Below are 21,953 nucleotides of genomic sequence, written 5' to 3' on the forward strand. Positions count from 1 at the left end.
GTTACTTTACCTCCTCAAAAAATTCATTGCTCATTTTAATTCGAAGTTTGCGGAGTGCTTGATACAATCGTGTTTTTACGGTATTGATATTTTCGTTCATCACTTCCGCAATTTCTTCAATTTTTAAATCCTCAAAATATCTAAGTACAACAACAGTCCGAAAGGCATAGGGTAATTCCTCCAAAGCCTTCTCCAGATCAATGTCATGGTAGACGTCTTCACTAGTAGGGCTATGAAATTCCAATGTTTTATCATCCACAAGTTGAATCTTCTTTTGTTTTCTCAGGAAATCGAGCGATGTATTCACCACGATCCTGTAAAACCAGCTTTTCATCGATCCTTCGGATTTTAAGGTTCCTGATGATGACAGGGCCTTATGGATAGACTCCTGAACGATATCAAGTGTATTTTCTGCATTCTTTACATAACTGAAAGCTAATCGATACACATTCTCCTGATTTTCCGTAATAAAACGAATAAGTAATTTTTCCAGCTTCTTATCCATTTAATGCCTCTCTCCTTGATACGCGCGTATCATTTGCTTGCCTTACATAAATAAGACGTATGAGGTACCCTAAAAAGTTTGTTTTTCGATTAATGAGGACAGAAATTCTCAAGTTCTATTAGCTCATTGAGCTACTCCAGCTGTCACCAAAATTGTACATGGATCAGGCTTGTGGAAGTTGATATACGATTAGGATACCAGGTAATGATCGATTGTATAACATGTGCAAATCAAATCGGAAAATGATTTGGCAGTCTGAGGTGTTCATATGGCGATCATCATCAATATCGATGTTATGTTGGCAAAAAGAAAAATGAGCGTAACAGAACTTTCCGAGAAAGTGGAAATAACGATGGCTAACCTTTCCATATTGAAAAATGGAAAAGCGAAGGCGGTTCGCTTCTCAACTTTAGAAAAAATATGTGAAGTGCTGGATTGTCAGCCAGGGGATATACTGGAGTATTCAAAAGATGCTACAAATAAACTATTAACAAAGTAGTACCTGATGGTTGAAGATAATCATTTATTTTTTAATCATTATTATTTATGAAGGTTGTGATGAATATGAAAGTTGCAAAGTATCTTCCAGCTTTAATGCTATTTATCGCAGGAATCGGTTGTCTAGTCGCCCGTAGCAATATCGGTACTGAAATTGCTCCAGATGGTACTCTTTTAGAACCATTTTTTCTCATCCCCATAGGTTATCATAAATCTTTATATTTTACCCTGATTGAAGGAAGAGAACGACGTACGAGAACGTATTCTCAGTTCTTCATTTCCCATGATGAATTCGACTTGTTGATATACACAGAGAACTTGGCACGTTTTGCATTAAAGTCTGGCTCACGACGTTGTAGATTATAACGCACTTTATGGGGCCAAAAAGCATTGGAATCAGTGAAGCTCAAAATATCAAAGACTATGTGGCCACCATCCGATCATTACTTCTAGTAGACGGTGATCCGCCACTCGAATTGCCCGTTTAGCTCATCTAGAACGTGTACAAGCGATTCAGATTTCAGGTTGAAACTGCTGAGAGCAAGTACATATTGCTCTGGCACGTCAAACCACCTGGGAATACGATCGTCGATTTGGATGACTATTGGAAGTACATCAAATTGCGTTTCGTTCCCTTTCGAGCCAAGCCGATAACAGGCTTTCGTCAAACGGATAGAAGCAGGATCGCCGACAACCACGTCTTTTCTTTCGTAGCCTGCATATCGGATTAATTGATGATTCCAAATCTGAATTTTTGAACCATTCCGTTCCTGACGAAAAATGGTAATTGCAGGACGAACTTTTCCGTTATTCGTCGCATATTGAATATGACGGAAAAGCGCGGCTGCCATGTCAACTTCTGAATGTACGATTCTGCCATCGAATACTTCTAGAGACTGCCAAAAAAGTCGTCCGATGCAACGGCTACTGTTACCGCTTCATTCTCCTGCCGCTTGAAGCCTTTTCTTTTCTTCTTTTCCTCGTCCACAGAGCACCTAACATATCTGCCGCAATTACACCGCCAATGAGGATGACAAAAAATAACCACCAGTATTGATTGAGCCCTGTGTAATAGTACAAAGCCAGACCTCCAATGATGAATATCCCTCGAAGAATATAGGCCAATTGTCTTCCTTCCGCGTAAAATGTACGTGCCATAGGTCACACTCCATTACAATGGTTTGTATAAGTCTTTCGGCACGAATGAATAAATTCCTACATTATTCCCAAATTTTTGAAGCAAACATCTGTGAAAACCGTCCTCCCATTTTACAAAACAACGAGCCCCGCTTATACTTTAGATGTCAGACAGCATCGGAAAAGGACAACGACGACTACATGGGAGGAACGATTCATATGGAGAAAAAACTGCTGTATCTCAAAGTCAAAGAAGAAATTGAACGAATCATAAAAGCCGGAGAACTGCAGCCCGGGGAACGACTGCCCTCCGAACCGGAGCTGGCCAAACAGTTCAATGTAAGCCGCCCTACGCTCAGGGAAGCGCTCAAGATGCTGCAGCGGGAAAAAGTGCTGATCAGCAAAAACGGCGTCGGCACTTATGTGAACAGCCGCCCGGATTTTATTATGAACCCGCTGAGCAGGCTGCAAAGCCTGGGGCAAATGATCAAGAACGAAGGGTATGTGGAAAGCGAATCGAACGTGAAAATTTATACCCGCGAGCCGGAGGAAGCCTGGAAACAGCAATTGCTGACCGACGAGCCGGTAGTCATATTGGAGCGCTCCAGAACGGCGGACGGGAACAAGGTGGCATTTTACTATAATATTTTTCCGCAAAGTTTGGCCGCGAATCATTTTGAGCAGGGATTTTCCGGAGCGATCTTCGATTTTTTAAAAAATAAGATGGGAATCGGCATCGCTTATGCGGTCACGGAAATCTGCGTATTAAACAGCTCGAACGAAATGGACCGGAAAGCTGTGGAAATGCTGGGCGACGACATTATTTTGCTCAAACAGCTGCACTTCGACGAAGCGGACAGGCCGGTCTTTTATTCCATGGATTATTTGAAAAATAGCGTCTTTAAATTGTTTATTAAACGGGAGTAGCCGGATTCCTTAAAAAAAACTTAACATTCATTTGATGCCACGATAATATTCACATTCTATTCTATAGATGTCAGACAGCTTGTCCAATAAAAAGGAGGATCTGCATGTTTCGGAATTGGAATGTGAAATTTGCAAGCATTTTAACGGTAATTTCCCTTGTAAGCGTATCGGTTTTATCAGGTTGTGGAACGACTGCGCCAAGCAAGGCTGAGACTGCGCCGGCATCATCGACGGGTTCGGGTTCAAATGTAAAAAGCAGCGATTCCAAAAAACTGGTCGTCTATGCCGCGTTAAATGAGGACGATATTGTTCAAATCCAGAAAAAATTTAAGGAAGATACGGGAATTGAAGTCGAGTATTTGCGCTTGAGCGGTCCGGGAGAGGCCAGCACGAGAATTCAGGCCGAGAAATCCGCTCCGAAAGCGGATGTGATGATTGGCGGTTCGGTTGAGTTTTATGACCCGCTTGGGCAGCAGGGCTTGCTGGAAAAGTATGCGTCCCCCAACCAGAAAGATATCGATAAGCAGTTTAACGACCCGAACGGGTATTGGCAGGGCTGGTACATGGGCGTTCTTGGCATCGTGCTGAACAAGGAGCGTTTCAAAAAGGAGCTTGAGCCGAAAGGAGTGAAAGAGCCGAAAACATGGGATGACCTGCTCGATCCCAATTACAAAGGATTATTTATTACATCCAATCCTGCAACGGCGGGGGGCGGATACATCTTCGCTGCGGATCAGCTGTTCCGATTGGGCGAAGACAAAGGATGGGGGTACCTGGAAAAGCTGAACGGGAACGTCCATCACTATACGCCCGGCGCCGTAGACGGCATCAACCTGACCGCGACGGGCGAATTCGTGGCCGCGATGTCCTGGGCCCATGATATCGTCAAATCGGCGAAGCAAGGTTACCCGATCAAGGTCATCGTGCCTGAGCAAACGGCGTTTGAAATTGGCGGCGCAGCTATTGTCAAAGGCGGAGCCAACACCGAGAACGCGAAAAAATTTATCGACTGGCTGCTGACCAAACCGGTCGGGGAGATGAATACAAAGCTGTCCAACCGTTATTCGGTTCGCAAGGACGTAGCGCCGCCGGAAGGCATGATCAAGGTCGAAGATGTAAAGCTGGTCAACTACGACAGAAACAAAGCGGCACAAATGAAGGCGGATGTGGTCAAGAAATTTTCCGACATGATCGGCAAAAAATAATCAACGTTCCATGGATTGCGCTATGCGGGAGAGCTCTTTCATCTTCCGCATAGATCCGTTTTGCAGAAAGGTGTGAACTTTGTTTGATTTCTTCACGCGCTAGAGAGGCATGGGCGGATGCCAAACGGTTAAAAGGCGACCCCTTGCTGGCCGCTGTCATTGCGATCATCACGGTGATTACCGTTTACTTCGTCATATGGCCGATTTTGAAGGTTGTCAGCTTTCCTCGTATAACCGACTATCAGGCGTTATTTTCCAACTCCAGGTGGGTTCAAGCCGCTTGGAACAGCTTGTTCATGACCGTGATCTCAACGCTTTCCTGTACGGTCGTCGCCTTTTTCTTTGCCTATGCCATTGCCAGGCTGGATATCCCCCTGAAAGGACTGTTTCGTTTTATTACGATCGTGCCGATCGTTTCGCCGCCATTCATCGTAGCTTTGTCCTACATTTTGTTGTTTGGACGGCAGGGGATCATTTCCAAGCAGTTGCTGCATATGAATATCGACATTTACGGGTGGCACGGGCTGTGGCTTGTGCAGACGATCACCTTTTTCCCATATGCTTATACCGTTATTTACGGCGTGATGAAGTCCTCCTCCATCCACCTGGAGTATGCCGCCTATAATCTCGGGGCTACCCGCTGGCAGGTGTTTAAAGATGTCGTTCTGCCTTTGTGCAGACCGGGTATTGCGGGCGGCTGCTTGATCGCAGCGATTAATGTTCTGGCGGATTTCGGAAATCCGATGATCATTGCAGGCAACTTCACGCTGCTGCCGACCGAGGCGTACATGCAAATGTCGGGCTGGTTTGATTTGTCTTCGGCGGCGATGCTTTCCACCGCGCTGCTCGTTCCCGCGTTCGGGCTGTTCCTGCTGAACCGAAGCTGGGTCGGCAAGCTGTCCTATATTACCGTGACGGGCAAGGAAAGCTCTTTGGCGCATTACCCTGTGCCCGCTTATGCCAAATGGGGCATCTTCGGCTTTTGCCTGTTGGTGACCGCCATCGTTCTAGCTGTTTATGGCGTGCTGTTTTACGGGGCGTTCACCCAAACATGGGGCTACGATTGGTCGTTTACGCTGAAAAATATGAGCTATGTCGCCGCCAAGCAGCGGGAAATCGGCAACAGCATCGAATATGCTTTGATCTCTTCCGTAGCAGCAGCGTTATTTTCCATTCCGCTCGCGTATATCGTTCAGCGGAAACGGATTGGGATCAACCGGATCCTGGACTTTATCGCGATTTTGCCGGGAGCCGTACCCGGCGTGTTTCTCGGGCTCGGCTTTGCCATGGCGTTCAACGAGCCACCGCTCGTCCTGACAGGAACATCCGCTATCATGATCATCGCCTTGATGTTCTGGAACTTGCCCGTTTGCTACAGCGCCAGCCTTGCCGGCCTGCAGCAAATTAGCGGCTCGCTGGAAGAAGCGTCGCACAACCTCGGAGCGGGGAGCTTCAGCACGTTCAGGAACATTTTGCTGCCTCTGCTTCAGGGACCTTTCTTCTCCGGCATGGTCGTATCTTTCCTGCGTTCGATCACATGCCTGAGCGTCATTATTTTCCTCTATTCCGCACAGACTTCGGTAGGCACGGTATCCATCCTCGGTCTAGTACAGAACGGCGCGTGGGGGAGCGCATCCGCATTGACCGTCGTGCTGATTTCCATCGCCTTCGCCATATTGGGGATCACAACGTTTCTTCTGAAAAAAATGGGTCATTCATTAAAGTTGTAACGGAGGCTTAGCATGAGCTCTATGGAGTCCATCATTCACATTAACAGCGTGTCCAAATCATTCGGTTCCTTTCAAGCTTTGCATAATGTCACGCTCGATATCCCGAAGGGCAGCTTTACGACGCTGCTCGGTCCTAGCGGCTGCGGCAAAACAACGTTGATGCGGCTGATCGCCGGGTTCTACGAGCCCGATGCCGGCGACATCTTCATCGAAGGGAACAAAGTGAACGGGATTCCGGCTTTCAAACGAAACACGCCGCTCGTTTTTCAGGAATATGCGCTTTTCCCCCATATGACCGTCTACGATAATATTTCCTACGGACTCAAGCTAAGGAAATTGCCGCGTGCCGACATCAAAGCGAAGGTAACGGACATGCTGGACATGTTCGAGCTGCAAGGGCTTGAGCACAGATATCCCCGGCAGCTGAGCGGCGGCCAACAGCAGCGCGTTGCGTTCGCCAGGGCGCTGATTACGGGACAGAACGTGTTGCTAATGGATGAACCGTTAAGCAATCTCGATGCCAAGATGAGGGTCGAGGTGAGAAACGAGCTTCGCGTGCTGCAGCAGCGAACCGGGATCACGGCTATTTTCGTCACTCATGATCAGGAAGAAGCGCTGTCCATATCCGATCGGATCGCGGTATTCAACGGCGGGCGCCTCTGCCAGGTCGGCACGCCTTGGGAAATTTACTACCAGCCGCAAAGCGCATTTGTCGCCGATTTCGTCGGCACGGCCAATTTTGTCGAGGGCGAAGTGGTCGGCTTTGAAAATACGGATATTATCGTAAAATGCGACGGCTTTGCTACCCGAATCCATAATGACTCCTATACGGTGCAGCAGGGCGACAAAGTTACGCTTGTAATCCGGCCGGAGTTTATCTCGATCCTTGAGCCGGGAGACGGAGATGCATCCGGTGACAATGTTTGGAGCGGGGCCATCGTTCGGCACAGCTTCTTGGGACGCATGACGCGGTATTGGGTGCAAGCGGGCGCGCTGCAGTGGATTGTCGATGACTCCAGTCCTCGTCTGCATGGCAATATGGAAGGGTTCGTCCGTCTAGTATTGGATAAGAAAAAAGTCCGTCTATTACCATCAGGCTCTTGAGCGGTAAGGCAACCCATTTGAAGAAAGGAGCTGTCGTAATGCAGGCAAAAGTGCAATTTCTTAATGTGGGGTGGGGAGACGCCCACCTGATCCGGCATCCATCCGGTGCGGTAACTTTAATCGACGGTGGAGACGGGAACCGCTCTCCCGATCAGGACCATCCGGAAGCGTGGATGACCCGAAACGGAATAGATAAGCTGGATTGGATGATCCTGACCCATATTCATGAAGATCACCAAAACGGGTTGCTGGATATAGCCAAGCGGAAAACGATCGGCCGGGCGGTGCTTCCTTATGAGCCGTTCGAGCTTCCGGAGGAAAAGCTTATTGAGCAGACCGGCAGCCCGATGGCGCTGCGGGTATACCGGATGCTCGCTTCCTATCTGGAGCTGATCGCCATTTTGCAAGAGCAAGGAACTGAAATCATATGGCGCAGCAGCTTCGGATCAGAGGACCGTTCCGTCGTATGGTCCGAAGACGGCATGACACTGCGCCATCTGTATCCGTGGCATGAAGACCCGCTTCCCGGCTATGAAACGATTGTGCAGGCTGCCCAGGCCGAGCCTGCCGCAGCGGACCGCCGTCCCGGCGAGCTGCTGGAAAGCTTCTTCGACCTTTCCAACCACGACAGCTCAGTATACAGCCTGTCCGCAGACGGACAAGCTTCAGACGAGGCAGCCGTCCTCTTTGGCGGCGACCAGCTCGAGCCTGGCTGGAGGCGTCTGTCGCAGCGCTCCAGCCTTGCCGCTCAAGTATGGAAAGTTTCGCATCATGGATTGAGCGACGGCTTCAATGCCGACATCCTGGCATGGATTCGGCCGCAGCATTGCGTGATCCCCATTCATGCGGAGCAAAGCAAAAACCTGCTACCCGAATGGAACCGGCTTCGCTCCGTCACAGAAGCCCCGTTCCATTTGACAGGGGATATGCGTCCGGGAGAAAACCGCGTGATCGTTCGCGGCACCATCCAGATTGAAATCGGGTATTGAAAAGCGCAGCCGGGCGGAGAATGAACATGGAGCTTCCGTCCCGGTCCTTCCAAATCGGCCTTCCGGCCGTTAGTCCCCCTCCCCCCCCGCTGGAAGCCTAGTGCTTTCAGCCTATTTTATTTGATTTTTTACATTGGCTTAATCTCTCTTTCCCTCTCATTTTACATTCAAATGATAGAATAGCTTGAGATTTTGAGAAGAGAGAGGAGTACGATCGATTTGAGGACATTAAATCAACGCTGGATGGCCGGCATCCTTTCGGCGGCAGTGGCTATTCAATCGCTGTGGACGATCGCGGGGACGAGCCACGCGGCAGCCGCGTCCGCATGTGTGGCCAAGACCGGCAATCTGGCGGCGAACGTGGTTATCAGCCAGTTTTATGGGGGAAAAGCGAACGATCCGGACAGTTTGTACGCGAATGATTTTGTCGAATTGTTTAATCCGACCGCTCAGACCGTACCGCTTGCGGGCTGGTCCGTTCAATTTGCCGATAACGATAAGAAAAATTGGAAGAAAGTCGATTTGGGCGCCAAAACACCCGACATTCCTGCATACGGCTATTACCTGATTGCTCTTGGCAGCAACGGAACGGTCGGCGTAGGGAAAGACCTGCCATCCTCGGATGCCGACGAAGCCTTTAAGCTGGACAACAACGTCGGCAAACTGATTTTATCGAATCAGTCCAATTTATTGACTGTCAAAGACCCGATGGCCGATCCGCTGGCAAGCAGCATCGTCGATTTTGTCGGGTACGGCATCGTCGACGCTTATTGCACCGCCCCGGCTCCGGAAGCCGGCAAAAAAAATACGCTGCAGCGCTTCGTATTCGATCCGTTGAATCCCGAGATTAAGAAAACGGCCTCAGCTTACCCGAACCGCGGGAACAACTGGGATACGAGAAATAACGGACAAGACTTCGAGAAGGTCAGCAGCGCAAAGCCGCGCAATTCCGCCAGCACGGCGGCGTATGCGATTGTGGACACCGATCAGACGGTGCGGATGAGCTCAAACTCCGCTGTAGATCCGGATCATAATACGATTCAGCTGAAGGCTGTCAACGGCAGCGTCAAGCAAGGTGCGTGGGGTGCCGGCGATTTTGCCGTAACCGGACTTCCCGCGGGCTTGACCGCGACGGCAAGCGCCAGCGGCGATAAGATCCGGATTACGATAACCGGTGACGGCTCCGGCCATGTCGCTTCAGATGTCAACCTTGCTTTTGTCGTTAATTCCGGCGCATGGAATCAGGCGAACAAGCCGGCCGCTGCCGTCATCGCCGACCAGGGGCCTCATACCGTTACGTTGGTCAAATTCACGCCCGCTAACAAGATCGCCGGCGCTCCGGAAGCGGCATCGTCCGAAATCCGCATGAGCGGCGCGAAGGAATTGAACGCCCAGTTTCGGATTAAACTGTCCGCCGGCGTTCCTTGGAACAGCGTCATCAGTTCTACCTATTACAGCTTGAACGATCTGCCCCCAGGCGAGTGGACGGTTGCGGCCGAGGGACGAAGCAGTGATAATACGATCCTTTTCTCCATTTCCGGCACAGCGTATTCGGCCGTGACGAACACGGTACCGTTCAGTGTAACCTTGAAGGCTCCGGCAGTGCAGGGTAGCGGCTGGCAGGATTCCGACCCGATCGCCGGAATATCCCTGCTCCGTTACAGCCAGCCTGTCCGTTCCGACGATGCGCGTAAAAATGAAGTGAAGCAAAGAATTGTAGCGGACAATACTTTCTTTAACGATCCTGCGGTCAAAGCCTATAAATACGGAAGCGATGCGATGGGGGCGAACGCATTCACTTTTTTCCGCGGCACGAACGCTTTATTCCGGTCGGATTATGCATCCGGACTCATCCCTTCTCCCGGCTCGGCTATCCCCGGCTGGAAGGAAATTTTAACTTACACGCAAGGCGACGCCCATATTCAAAACGTGGGAACCTTTAACGACAGCAAAGGCGCCATGGTGTTCGATCTCAACGATCCGGATTCCGCCGGCATCGGAAGCTTCTATAACGATTTGCTTCGTTTTGTCACGAGTATTTATGTCGTGAAATACGATAAGGACAGCACAGGCATCACCAATCTTCAGGAAGCCGATTTTCGCGCCTTGTCCCAAACCTTCCTGGATACGTACAAGAACACCTTGCTCGACATCCACAACGATGCCGGCAAAAAATCGGCCAAGCTGACGAGAAGCAACGTAACCGCCTATACGCAAAAGGTGATGGACAAGGTTTCAACCGGATCTTACGCCGATGCGCTGCAAAAGCTGCTGGGTAAGCGGGCGTTGAACGGAAAAATAAAAATCGCCGGCAACGAAGACAAGTATGAACCGGCGTCCGAGACCGAGATCGCGGAAGTGACAGCCGCCTGGGAAGCCTATAAGGCCGAACTCAGAAGCAATTTCCCGAGTCTGGACGACGCCCGGTTCAACTCTTATTTCACGATCAAAGACATCGCGCGGCGCATCCATCAGGGCATCGGCAGCATAGGCGTAGTACGCTATAACGTTCTGATCGAGGGACCGAGCGCAGCCGGTACGGACGACATTTTGCTCGATGTCAAGGAGCAGCTTCGGGATGCATACCTTTCCAAAGACGCGTATCTCAAAATGTCCCGGGATACCGACGCCTATCTGGGCGTATTGAAGAGTGGGGACCGTTCCTATCTGGTTCGGGAAGTATCGCCTTTTAAAGGAGACTACACCGATAAAACATTCTCGAATAAAACGGAGCTGGAACAATATTTAATCGATTCGGCGAAGGCTTATGCTTACGCGCACGCCCGTTTGAACAAAGTATCCGAACAATTGGACTACAAGTTCGAAGACCAATTTGCGGCGCAGCTCGTTCCGGTCTGGAGCGATTTGGAAACCTTCATGCTAAACGCCGCCGAGGATTACTCGCATCAGGTTGCCGCCGATTTTGCGCTGGTCCGCGACGACATGCTGGCCGGTAAGCTGATCGACGTTGCGACGCTGGACGGTTTGTCCGTCAATACAGGCGCTTTGTCCCCGTCCTTTGCAGCCGGGATTACCCGGTATAACGTCGCGGTCGAACATGCGGTAACTTCCATCGAGATCAAAGCGACAGCAACGGACAGCAAAGCGGCGCTGACGGCCAAGGGAAGCCCGTATATAAGCGGAACGAGCCAGTCGTTCATCCTGTCCGTCGGAAACAACGCCATCCCGTTTACGGTAACGGCGCAGAACGGATCTACCAAGACATACACCGTGAATGTCACCCGAGGAGCCGCGGCCGATAACGGCAGCGCGGAATTGAACGCCTTGACGCTGTCAAGCGGAACGCTGAGTCCCGCTTTTGCGCCGGATATTACCGCCTATACGTCTCAAGTGGGCAACGGAATAACGAGCCTTACCGTCACGGCTGGCGTATACGATTCTGCCGCCACATTGACCGTGAACGGTATTCCGGCAGCTAGCGGACAAGCGAGCGAAGCGATCCCGCTGGATGTGGGCAGCAACGTGATCACAATTATGGTGAAGGCACAGGACGGTCCCGGCAAGACGTACACCGTAAACGCGGTCAGAGCGGCCGCAATCACGGCTGGCGCCGACGCACCGGTTCAAATAACGAACGATCCCGTAACGATCAGCGTTCCTTCGGGCACGGCAAACGCCAAGCTTGCGGTTACGCCTGTAACGGTAGGAACCCGCAAGGAGGCGACTCTTCCGTTAATCGAAGTCCAGGCGGCGACTTCGCTTGGCAATGTGACCGCAGCGTTTCCGGCCGGGACGAAAATTACGGCTTCCGCCGGTTGGGACGGCACGATCCGGCTTCCGGAGGCGCAAAGCAACAGCAGTGTAGTCATCAGGGACGCTATTGTGAACGCCGTTATTGAAGTCGGCTCGCCGGACGAATCGCTGATTTTCGATCAGGCGGTGCGCTTGCTCATCCCGAACCAAGGAGGGAAATTGGCCGGTTTCGTCAAGGATGGCGCGATCGTTCCGATTACGGGGACGGTGACGGAAGATACCCAGGCGGCGACCAACCGGGAAATTGCGGACGGCGGCGATGCCACCATCACCGTTGGCGGCGATCTAGTGATATGGACGAAGCATTTTACCCAATTTGTCGTGTACACGCCGGTTACTCCTTCGAACCATCGGAGCAGCAGCAGAGGGAGCGGCACTTCGGCCAATACCGGAACGATTTCGGGAGCCGACGGAGGAACGCTGACCTTGAATGGGGTTCGCATCGAAGTGCCGGCAGCGGCAGCGGATAGCTCCATGCAAATAACCGTAAACAAAGTAAGCGACACCTCGATTTTGCCGACAGACCAAGCATGGATCCTGTTAAGCGATGTCTACGAGATTACGAAAGATCGGGACGGCGACTTCAGCAAGCCTGTCGTCATTACGCTTCCCTACGATAACGCGAAGCTGGATTCGAGCAAGCATACGATAGGCTTGTACTGGCTGAACGAGCAAACCCGTCAGTGGGTACTGTTGAATGACCAGCAGGTGAATCCAACCAGTTCCGAGGTATCGGGCTCTGTGACGCATTTCACGAAATTCGCCGTACTTGGCTTGGAAAAAGCCGACGCGGCCGCAAAGCCTCAGGTTAACGAAGCGGATTTCACCGATATCAAGGGGCACTGGAGCGAGGCCAGCGTAAAAGATTTGGTTCAGCTTGGCGCGATTAACGGCTACCCGGACGGCACGTTTAAACCGGATAACCGTATTACAAGAGCCGAATTCGTTACCGTTGTCGTCAAAGCCTTCAAGCTGCAGCAGCAAACCGGCAAAAGCTTTGCCGACACCCGGGGGCATTGGGCGCAGGAGGCGATTTCGACAGCGGCGGCGATCGGAATCGTCGACGGGTATGATGACGATGCCTTTGGTCCGGACGACCTCATTACCCGCGAACAAGTGGCGGCGATCGCAGTCCGCGCCGCGCGGATCGAATTGGCGAGCAAGGACATCAGCTTCACGGATCGATCCGAGGTATCCGAATGGGCTCGCGCGGCGCTTGCCGCCGCAGCGGCCAAAGGGCTTATCAACGGCTATGAAGAGGGTACGGTAAGGCCAAAAGCGAATACGACTCGCGCCGAAGCGGCGGCAATTGTGTTAAGAGCCTTGCAAATAAAATAGAAATGGAGAAAGCTGTTTCTTGGCGGGCTTGCCAGCTGAGAAGCGGCTTTTCTCATAGCTGAAAGGGTACCCGTAAGAAGACAAAGACGCCCCCAGCCCCACCAATACAGTGGTTCTGGAGGCGTCTTTGTACTTCTCTGCTTTTCACGATTAGCCTGCCATACCTTGACTACTTGATTAGTCTAATAGCGGTTAACATAATGATAGCAACAGGCAATTTGGTTTTGAAGTCTTACCAAATATGAGGAATTAAATGATAACGTGTTTTCTTACAATATTCCTCATATCCTTGTAACTCTTTTAACAATACCTTTTCTTCATTTAACAGCCTAAGAACGATAAATATGATTATAGAAATCGAGGGAATCAATGCCCAAATTGAACCTAAAGCAAGAGGAGTGAAAAGTATAATAAATATAGCCCCTGTATACATTGGATGCCGAACCAACGCGTATGGACCCGTAGATATAACTTTTTGGTTCTCACTCACTTCGATTATGGCAGACGTGTAAGAATTTTCTTTAAAAACTAAGAAAACAATCGAAAAACCAAGCAAGATGACGACATCTGCTATTAATACAATGAATAAAGGAATATTTGACCAACCAAATCGATAGTCTAAACCAGGAAGGACTAACAATCCCACAAAAAAAGTGATACCAGATATGGATTGGAACATTTTTTGTTCCTTTTCTTTTTCTTTAGCATGACTTCTTCTCTCTATTAGTTCAGGATCTCTCTTCAAAAAATATCCAGTGATAAAGAACGTTGAACCGAAAAAGATTACAAAATAAATCCATGCCTCCCAAAAGTGAAGTGATCCTGCAGGCAAAAAGAGAAAAGTAAAGAAAACGATTGAAAACAGGAGCGTCCTAAAATAGACTTTTTTCTTTAACAAAAAATACACCTCCCATAAGAACTGTTCAAATATATAATTGGATAGTCCTCCTTGTTCCCCTTCTTTATGATACTATGCTGCCCATTAACACAACGCGACTGCCGATCTACGCCGGCAGCCGCGTCTCCGTTTTATATTAAGCTATGGTACTCCGTTAGGTTAAAGTTCCTTGCCCATTTTGTACCAATTTAGCGCTTTCCTTTCTAATTCTTTAACAAACGCATCTTTACCGTCCATATAAGCTTCAATGTCCCTTGGGAACTGTTTGGCGAGGCTTTCTTTTAAATCTCCATAACGACTTGCTTCATCCGAATGCATTCGGAGGTAATCCCTTACTGCTAAATGGCGAGTAATATCTTCCTTGTTATTCCTCTGAAACACATGTACTTGATGCGTGCGATTATCTCCGCCTTTTCGGAAATATCTTCTTCCTTTCATGCCGAGCTCGCCCATACATTCATAACCAAGCTGTTCCATTCGTACATTAAACGAATCTATTTTCTCAATATCTTTTACTACTGGCATAATATCGATGATTGGTTTGGATTTTAACCCTGGAACTGAAGTGCTGCCTATATGATGAATGTCAATTAACTCATCGCCAAAAATTTCCTTTATTTTTAGTGATTCCTCGCTAAACTTCTGTTTCCAATTATCGTTATATTTTGTAACCACAACATTCATTTCAGTAACCTCCTCCGGAAAATATTCATTGTGACCAGTTTAGGGCATTAGATCATCATATAAAACTTCTTATTCAAATACAACCATTTCTCCGACGTCTATAAATCCAAAGCGCTTATAGATATTTTTTCCATCCTCAGAAGCCTGTAAAACAACTGGTTTTTGTTTATCCTTTGTTTGATTTAGAAGGAATTGAAACATTTCACTGCCGTATCCTTGACCTCTAAATGTTTCTTTTGTCATCACATCATAAATACCATAACTATCTTTGCTTTCTATTAATAAACCAGTAGTTACAGTCATTTCGCCTATGCATCCAATAAACATTTGAACTTCTGAACCTAATTTTGTTTGCGAAAACTTATTAAAATAACTTTCTAACACATCTTTTTCTGGTGTACCTTCAAATAGACTCACAAAAACCTCTTTATATTTCATAAGTTCTTCATTATTTCTCACATGAGTAATCATAAGCTGCTGGGAAATTTTTTGATCAACATTAAAAGTATTTTCAAGTTTCATCATTACATTACGTTCCGCTTCTTTTAGGTCATATTCTTGCATAAGCTTTTTCCAGTCATCGTTTAAATACCGAGCATCAATCCAAGTACTAAAGGGATGTTCTTTAAAGGAAAAATTATCGACTCCATGTCTAATCTTAACTGCATTTTTGATACTTGGAGATTTCGGCAATAATACATTGAATGTATTAGTGGGAATTTCTGTATTCGCTATGACGAAATCTTCTTCCTTTGTAAGTTCTCCACTAACTGCATGAGTAAATACTTTTAATTTTTCTTCAAAATTGTTTATAACTAACTGTTGATTTGTAATCATTTTTTTGCACCTTCCAATTTAATTTAGCGCGCTCTAGCAGAATAATTTTGAAAATTACTGTATTTTATTGTTGCACATTATATGTTGTGTTTTTTCGATCATCAAATAATAAGTTCTAAAGGTCACCTTTACTCGGATTGTTTTATTTTATCAAACGTCAGGCGGTTATCGTTGTCCGTTTATGTTTATATGAGTTTCTTTCCAATATACATGAGTTCTGCTATTACATTTTGGTTATGTTGGTCGGGCTGCGAGATATTAGCTTTTGTGCATCCTCTAAATTTGCCTTCCATTCAGCTTGCGGTAATCTCCCGGCGTCAAATTCGTCGCCCGCTTGAAAACGCGAATGAACGATGCCGCGTGCAAGTAGCCGACCATAGCAGCCACAGATTGTACTGGCTCTTTAGTTTCCAGCAGCAGCCGCTTCGCTTCCTCCATCCGAATCCGGGTTACGTAATCGAGGAAGTTCTCTCCTGTCTCCTCGCGGAATATCCGACTTACATAACTTGGATAAAGACCCAGCTTGTCACTGACTAAATTCAACGACAAATCGCTGTCCGCATATTGCTGTGTAACCCATTCTTTGATCAGACGCACCGCGTCTTGACCGGGATGCCGTTGACGCAGCTCGGCTAAGACATCGCTGGCCTCTTGTAAAATGGTTGTATAATGAAGCCGAATCTCATCGAGTAATTCAAAATTCGTAATTTTTTCCATTAGTTGATCGGCCTTCAGATGCCAATGAACTCGGATATCTGGAGCCAAAGCTGCCATTTCCTTATTTAAGCAATAAAGAAAGTAGTGTAGCAGGTTGACAAGCTCGTCCCGGTCTTGCGCATTGGATTCGAGAACGTCGAACAAGGCATTGAGCTTCTCCTTCCACATGTCGTCCCCGAGTCGATAAACAAGGGCAACCTGTCTAACCGCCTCAAGTTGGTGGATTATATCCTCTCGCTCCGAGAAGTCGATATCGCGAATCAGAATAGACCGGTTGCCGCCGAAGGTTGGCTTATATTTCAGCGCTTTGGCCGACTGGGCGTATGCGAATGAAAGATCATGTCCCGATTCCATCGGATCGCTGATTCCGAGCGTCACCGTAAACGGGACATGTTGTCCGAGCCACCCTCTTAGCCGGTCCCCTATAACCAACGAGGATTCAAGCACGTCAGCGGCTTCTTCTCCCGGCACGGTCGAAACAACGGCCGTAAGCTGGTTGGGCTTAATCCATTCCGACCATATGATAACGCCAACATCGATTGACAGCTCCTGCATCACCTTCTGAACCATATATTTGAACAACTCCTGATCCCGCGGGCTGTATTTCTCCTGGAACCCGCGATACTGGTCAATTTCGATCGAAGCAATTACCCCCCGCTCCATTCGGGCAAACACACCGGCGTCGTTTAACTCGTCAGTCAACTGTTCGGTCCATAGCCGATGTCCGAGCACAAGCTCGTAAAACACGTTCCGCTTATGTGTGGCCAAATGTTTATTTTCTTTTTCCCGCTGTTCGTGAATATCGTGAATGAGTCCAACCAATGTAGCTTCAATAACCGACAGCTCGTCTACCTTCCCGGACGCTCCCGATTCCGCTGTGGTCGGATTCACAACTCCGATCTTGTTCATTATTGTGGCGATCGGACGGTAATGTTTGCGCGTTACAAATAACATCCAACTGCAGCCCAGAAGCAGCGCGGTCAAGGCGGCTCCCGACCAAACGTAGGACAGTGTCTTCGCTATACGAAGTATGTCTGGCTTGATGCCGCTCGTAATTGTCCAGCCCGTGTAGTCCGACTTCAAACGGAACAGTAGCCCGTCGTTCGACTGATCGTCCACCGTCGGACCTCCGTTGTTGAATAGCTCGGCTCCACTGCGGTCGGTCAGTCTTATATACTGGGGGGACGAGCCGGCAGAAGCTCCAACGATTCGCGGGATCGCATTGATGCTTATATTTACGACAACATAACCCAGTTCTCCCGAATTGGCCGGGTACTCCTTAATCAAGGAGATAACCTCTTCGGGCTTCTCTGATGAGGCAGCGATTGTTCTTCGCTGCAGCCAGTACGAAAGTGCCGGCTCGTCCACAATGCTCTCCAAAAAACGGTGATCATGAAATTGTGCCAGTGTCGTCCGCTCACTTGATGTCATGACTAGACCGTCACTCAGTCTGAACAAGTACACGCTTTCCAATTCTGGAATCGTATTGCGCAATACGCGAAGCGCTTTGGAAACCTGATATTCGTCCATATATGCGTTTCGGCCTTGAACAGGACGGTAGAACAAATCCATCCAATCACCTACGAACATTTCCTTGATCATGAGCTGATCGACAGTCTGGACATACGTGTCTAAAGAGGCAATCAAGTTGTGGCCAACCATCTCTGCCGAATTCCGTGCTTCTCGCTGCGCGAGCTCTGTCACGAACCATATGAAAGCTAGCAACATTATAACAACGGTAATAAGCAACACCGGTAAATACGAAAGAAACAGCTTGAATGACCACTTGCTCGACAATAGGTGCCATTTCATCCGCATAGCCACCATCCGCCTTTACGTTTTTTATTGAAGTGAAAGAATAGCCGTATTATACCACATGCAAAAGCCGTAGCATTTGATTTATAAAAACGGTCAATGACGTTAAAAACAGTTAATCGATCGACGCAGTTTTCGAAGCCGCTTTCACGAACCATACCACGAACCATACATTAATGATAAAAACGGTTAACCGCAAAAAATAGTGTGCATTGCCGACAGACAGCCGCCTGACTTATCGTTAATGCATGGCAGTCGCAGGACGCGAAGTAAGGAGGTGATATTAATGAAAGCTACTGCAGCGGATTCGTTGAAAAATGCTCCTGCTCCAACTGCCGGAACGAGGCGCTTCCGGCAAAATATACCGCTATTACTTATGTTTGCTCCCGTTGTCGTCTATTTCGTGATCATTAAATACGCCCCGATGGCAGGATTGCTGATCGCCTTCAAGGACTACTCATTGCGTGAAGGCATCTGGGGCAGCGAATGGGTCGGCTTAGCAAATTTCCGCTTGCTGTTTGATAATCCGCAGTTACTGAACATTTTGCGGAATACACTGCTGCTGAGCCTGCTCAACATAGTTGCCGGGTTCCCTGTGCCAATTATTCTTGCTATCCTGCTGAACGAGGTACGCCAAATGCAGTTTCGCAAAGCGGTACAAACGCTTGTCTACTTGCCGCACTTCTTTTCCTGGATTATCGTGGGCGGCTTTGTCGTGACGATGTTTTCCATGGAGAACGGCATCGTCAATCGGATCGCGCTTGCGCTGTTTGGGGAAACAAAGGCGTTTCTTTACGAGCCGCAATCATGGATAGCGATTTTTGTCGGCTCGGCTATATGGAAGGAAGCCGGCTTCGGAGCCATCGTATATTTGGCAGCCCTCTCCTCCATAGACCCGTCCTTATATGAGGCTGCATCGATCGACGGAGCGGGAAAAGCGCGTAAAATTTGGCACGTTACGCTCCCCGGCATTCGGCCGACCATTATTCTGATGCTCATTTTGTCCATGGGACGGGTCATGGAGGTCGGCTTCGATCACATCTACGTTTTGCAAAACCAGGTTGTTACCAGCATATCGGAAGTGATCAGCACTTACATTTACAAGGTCGGACTTGGCCAAGGCATGTACAGCATCACGACCGCTCTCGGCTTGTTCGAGTCTGTAATCGGCCTTATTCTCGTCTGGACATCCAATCAGGTTGCCCGTCGTTTCGACCAATCGTTGTGGTAAACTTCAAGGAGGTACTACATGAAGCCAACCAAAGCGGAACGGCTTTTCGCCTTCTGCAATATCGTTATACTCGCGGCCGCCGCCTTAAGTTGCCTGTTGCCGATCATTCATCTGTTGTCCATATCGTTAAGCTCTTATGACGCCGTCGTCTCCGGCAAGGTGACACTGTGGCCAGTCGAACTGTCCGCAGCCGCATACTCGAACCTGACTGAAGGGACCGGTATCATGAAGGCATTCGGCAATAGCGTGACGATCACTACGGTCGGAGTCGCTTTAAGCATGCTGTTTACCGTTATGGCCGCCTATCCATTGTCCCGGTCGTATTTTTATGCGCGTCGCCCCTTTACGCTGTTCATCGTCTTTACGATGCTGTTCGGCGGCGGGATGATACCGACTTATTTGATCATTAAATCGCTTGGGCTTGTGAACACATTTGGCGCGATTTGGGCGCTACAACTGATCAGTCCTTTCAATATGCTGATTATGAAAACGTTTTTCGAGCATATTCCCGAGGAGCTTATAGATGCCGCCAGAATAGACGGATGCGGGGAAACGGGCCTGATCGGCCGCATCGTACTACCGCTCTCCCTGCCTGTGGTCGCCACACTCGGTTTGTTCTACGCGGTCGGTTACTGGAATGCTTTCATGTCCGTCTTGATTTATATGAACGACACGGGAAAATACAATCTAATGGTGCTCGTTCAAAAAATGATCCAGAGCAACACACTGCTGAACGACATACATGCCGATATGTCGGGAGAATCCGAACCGCTACTGCCCGAAATGGTCAAAGCAGCAGGATTGATGGTACTGATCGTGCCAATGCTGGCCGTCTATCCGTTTATTCAGAAATATTTTGTTAAGGGCGTTATGGTCGGAGCAATCAAAGGTTAATCTTACAATCAAAAGGAGTCACGCCATGAGTATGTTTGCTAATCAGATGATGGTAAAGTCCGGCGCTGCCGTGTTGGCTGCAGCGGTACTGCTGGCAGGCTGCACCCAAAATAGCGGGCCGCAGCCCAAGAAGAACACTTCGGAAACAAAGCCGAAAATTAAAGTGGCACTTTACGACAGCAATAAAGTCCCCCAAGAGGAAGGGACGCTGGAGAACAATCGGTGGACCAAGTGGATCAACGAAAACGGGCCGGTTGAGGTGGAATTCGTGCCGATTCCGCGCGGTGCCACTGAAGCTTTGCAGAAATACAACATTTTATTCGCATCGAATAGCGCCCCGGACATTATTATGGCCATTGATGCTCCCGTTCGCAACAATCTTTATTCGCAGAAGCTGCTGCTGCCTCTTGACGAGTTGATTAATAAATCGAGTACGACGTACAAACAGTTTCTGGACAATAATCCGGAGTTCCGCAAAGTCGCTGTCAAAGATGACGGCAAAATGTACGATATTGGCATTACGAGAAGCTACTACCCGAACCACGTGCTTATGATTCGGACAGATTGGCTCAAGAAGCTGAATCTGTCCGTGCCGAAAACGACCGGCGAGCTGTTAGAGGTTGCCCGTGCCTTTGCCAAGCAAGACCCTGACGGGAACGGCAAGGCGGATACGTACGGCATGGCGCTTAGCGGAGCATCCGATTCGGTGTTAAAGAACATGTTCGGCGATACGCAATGGCTGCTGACCAACGACACGATCACATTAAACTTGGAGCGTTCGAAGGCGTTTGTGCAGTTCAAAAAAAGCTTGTTTGACGAAGGAATTGTCGATAAAGATTTCCTGACTGACAAAGACGGCAAAAAGTCATTGCAGGATTGGGTTAACGGCAAAATCGGCATTTATGGCGACACCTACACCGCGGGCGGATTCAATAATTATCAGGTGCTCAAGAAAAACATTCCAAATGCCGAGGTATCGATCATCCAGTTGCCGGTGAGCCCGTTTGGACAGTTCAGTCCGTTGCTTCACAACCCGCTGTTCCCGACAGCCAGTGTAAACGCCAATACGAAGCAACCGGAGGCCGTCATGAAATATATCGATTTCATGGCCAAGCCGGAAACGCAATATATGCTTAACTTTGGTATCGAAGGGGTTCATCATACGAAGAGTGACGCTTCCGGATGTCCGAAGCCGGTCAGCACGGAGAAGAACAAACAGGAGCTAGACTGGAATCGCTACTACAATCTGCTATCCATTTCTTCCGACAAATGTTTGCAAATTTACAAATACAGCCTTGACCCCGCAGACCCAATCCAGAATGACTACATTCGGCTTGGGGAGGAAGCCGAAGCCGCATACATTACGGCTGAAAGACAAGTTCCATCTTTTACTCATATCAACTTAATGCCCAGCCTGCCAAAAGAAATCGGTCTAATCCATACGAATGCGATGACACCGATTAGCGATTTGTGGGTAAAAGCAATCGTTAGCGGCAGAGCTTATACAGTTGACCAGGCTTATCAGGAAGCGATGGATACGTGGAACAAAGCCGGCGGCGCGAAGGTGGAGCAGTGGTACAAAGACTGGTACAAGGAAAACAAAAGCAAGATCATTCCTACAGCCGATCTATTAAAATATGCGCCCAAAACAAAATGATACTCAAGGACGT

17 protein-coding genes and 1 pseudogene are annotated in these 21,953 nt (G+C 48.7%); 11 read left to right on the forward strand and 7 right to left on the reverse strand.

Annotation, left to right across the window (positions count from 1 at the left end):
* Nucleotide 1 precedes the first annotated feature (1 nt).
* Entirely contained in the window at nucleotides 2-505 is a 504-nt protein-coding gene (locus tag E1757_RS20035; RefSeq protein WP_133231392.1) for an RNA polymerase sigma factor SigV, read from the reverse strand.
* Nucleotides 506-773: 268 nt separating this feature from the next.
* Between E1757_RS20035 and E1757_RS20040 the strand changes: the two genes are divergently transcribed.
* Both E1757_RS20040 and E1757_RS20045 read left to right on the forward strand, forming a co-directional pair.
* Nucleotides 774-1,004, forward strand: coding sequence for a helix-turn-helix domain-containing protein (locus tag E1757_RS20040; protein ID WP_133231394.1), 231 nt, complete (start codon nucleotides 774-776; stop codon nucleotides 1,002-1,004).
* 65 nt (nucleotides 1,005-1,069) lie between these two features.
* The gene (locus E1757_RS20045; RefSeq protein WP_133231396.1) at nucleotides 1,070-1,369 is read left to right on the forward strand and encodes a DUF3955 domain-containing protein; all 300 of its coding nucleotides are present in this window, start codon (nucleotides 1,070-1,072) and stop codon (nucleotides 1,367-1,369) included.
* 83 nt (nucleotides 1,370-1,452) lie between these two features.
* Here the strand turns inward: E1757_RS20045 and E1757_RS20050 are convergent.
* Together E1757_RS20050 and E1757_RS20055 are read right to left on the reverse strand one after the other, a co-directional pair.
* Nucleotides 1,453-1,923 (reverse strand): annotated as a pseudogene (locus E1757_RS20050) (nitric oxide synthase oxygenase); the annotation flags it as partial.
* A gap of 10 nt (nucleotides 1,924-1,933) precedes the next feature.
* The gene (locus E1757_RS20055) at nucleotides 1,934-2,161 is read right to left on the reverse strand and encodes a hypothetical protein (RefSeq protein ID WP_133231400.1); all 228 of its coding nucleotides are present in this window, start codon (nucleotides 2,159-2,161) and stop codon (nucleotides 1,934-1,936) included.
* 198 nt (nucleotides 2,162-2,359) lie between these two features.
* On the opposite strand from E1757_RS20055, the gene E1757_RS20060 reads away from it, so the two are divergent.
* The 6 genes from E1757_RS20060 (at nucleotide 2,360) to E1757_RS20085 (ending at nucleotide 13,207) form a co-directional block, all read left to right on the forward strand.
* Nucleotides 2,360-3,067 (forward strand): GntR family transcriptional regulator, encoded by a 708-nt coding sequence (locus tag E1757_RS20060; protein ID WP_165972195.1) that lies wholly within the window; start codon nucleotides 2,360-2,362, stop codon nucleotides 3,065-3,067.
* Nucleotides 3,068-3,171: 104 nt separating this feature from the next.
* Nucleotides 3,172-4,272 (forward strand): ABC transporter substrate-binding protein, encoded by a 1,101-nt coding sequence (locus tag E1757_RS20065; RefSeq protein WP_133231404.1) that lies wholly within the window; start codon nucleotides 3,172-3,174, stop codon nucleotides 4,270-4,272.
* 83 nt (nucleotides 4,273-4,355) lie between these two features.
* A complete protein-coding gene (locus E1757_RS20070; RefSeq protein ID WP_133231406.1) occupies nucleotides 4,356-6,002 on the forward strand; it encodes an ABC transporter permease in 1,647 nt (548 codons plus the stop codon).
* Between the two features lie 12 nt (nucleotides 6,003-6,014).
* Nucleotides 6,015-7,106 carry an ABC transporter ATP-binding protein gene (locus tag E1757_RS20075; RefSeq protein WP_220446511.1) on the forward strand — a complete coding sequence of 364 codons (1,092 nt, stop codon included), beginning with the start codon at nucleotides 6,015-6,017 and terminating at the stop codon, nucleotides 7,104-7,106.
* Between the two features lie 38 nt (nucleotides 7,107-7,144).
* Nucleotides 7,145-8,095 carry a ComEC/Rec2 family competence protein gene (locus E1757_RS20080; RefSeq protein ID WP_133231408.1) on the forward strand — a complete coding sequence of 317 codons (951 nt, stop codon included), beginning with the start codon at nucleotides 7,145-7,147 and terminating at the stop codon, nucleotides 8,093-8,095.
* A gap of 219 nt (nucleotides 8,096-8,314) precedes the next feature.
* Nucleotides 8,315-13,207, forward strand: coding sequence for a DUF2252 family protein (locus E1757_RS20085; protein ID WP_133231410.1), 4,893 nt, complete (start codon nucleotides 8,315-8,317; stop codon nucleotides 13,205-13,207).
* A 232-nt stretch (nucleotides 13,208-13,439) separates the two neighbouring features.
* On the opposite strand, the gene E1757_RS20090 is transcribed toward E1757_RS20085, so the two are convergent.
* The 4 genes from E1757_RS20090 to E1757_RS20105 form a co-directional block, all read right to left on the reverse strand.
* The gene (locus tag E1757_RS20090; protein WP_220446512.1) at nucleotides 13,440-14,105 is read right to left on the reverse strand and encodes a methyltransferase family protein; all 666 of its coding nucleotides are present in this window, start codon (nucleotides 14,103-14,105) and stop codon (nucleotides 13,440-13,442) included.
* A gap of 159 nt (nucleotides 14,106-14,264) precedes the next feature.
* Nucleotides 14,265-14,789, reverse strand: coding sequence for a GrpB family protein (locus E1757_RS20095; RefSeq protein ID WP_133231414.1), 525 nt, complete (start codon nucleotides 14,787-14,789; stop codon nucleotides 14,265-14,267).
* 69 nt (nucleotides 14,790-14,858) lie between these two features.
* The gene (locus E1757_RS20100) at nucleotides 14,859-15,626 is read right to left on the reverse strand and encodes a GNAT family N-acetyltransferase (RefSeq protein WP_133231416.1); all 768 of its coding nucleotides are present in this window, start codon (nucleotides 15,624-15,626) and stop codon (nucleotides 14,859-14,861) included.
* A 276-nt stretch (nucleotides 15,627-15,902) separates the two neighbouring features.
* Nucleotides 15,903-18,005 (reverse strand): helix-turn-helix transcriptional regulator, encoded by a 2,103-nt coding sequence (locus E1757_RS20105; RefSeq protein ID WP_165972196.1) that lies wholly within the window; start codon nucleotides 18,003-18,005, stop codon nucleotides 15,903-15,905.
* A 439-nt stretch (nucleotides 18,006-18,444) separates the two neighbouring features.
* Between E1757_RS20105 and E1757_RS20110 the strand changes: the two genes are divergently transcribed.
* Genes E1757_RS20110 through E1757_RS20120 form a run of 3 tightly spaced genes read left to right on the forward strand, consistent with a single transcriptional unit; the run spans nucleotide 18,445 to nucleotide 21,940 of the window.
* Entirely contained in the window at nucleotides 18,445-19,389 is a 945-nt protein-coding gene (locus tag E1757_RS20110; protein ID WP_133231420.1) for an ABC transporter permease, read from the forward strand.
* Nucleotides 19,390-19,407: 18 nt separating this feature from the next.
* On the forward strand, nucleotides 19,408-20,283 hold the full coding sequence (locus E1757_RS20115; protein WP_133231422.1) for a carbohydrate ABC transporter permease: 876 nt from the start codon (nucleotides 19,408-19,410) through the stop codon (nucleotides 20,281-20,283).
* 25 nt (nucleotides 20,284-20,308) lie between these two features.
* Nucleotides 20,309-21,940, forward strand: a complete 1,632-nt coding sequence (locus E1757_RS20120; protein WP_133231424.1) for an extracellular solute-binding protein — start codon at nucleotides 20,309-20,311, stop codon at nucleotides 21,938-21,940.
* The last annotated feature ends 13 nt before the right edge of the window (nucleotides 21,941-21,953 follow it).

Origin of the sequence: Paenibacillus piri (genome assembly GCF_004354045.1) — a bacterium.
Lineage (GTDB): Bacteria > Bacillota > Bacilli > Paenibacillales > NBRC-103111 > Paenibacillus_S > Paenibacillus_S piri.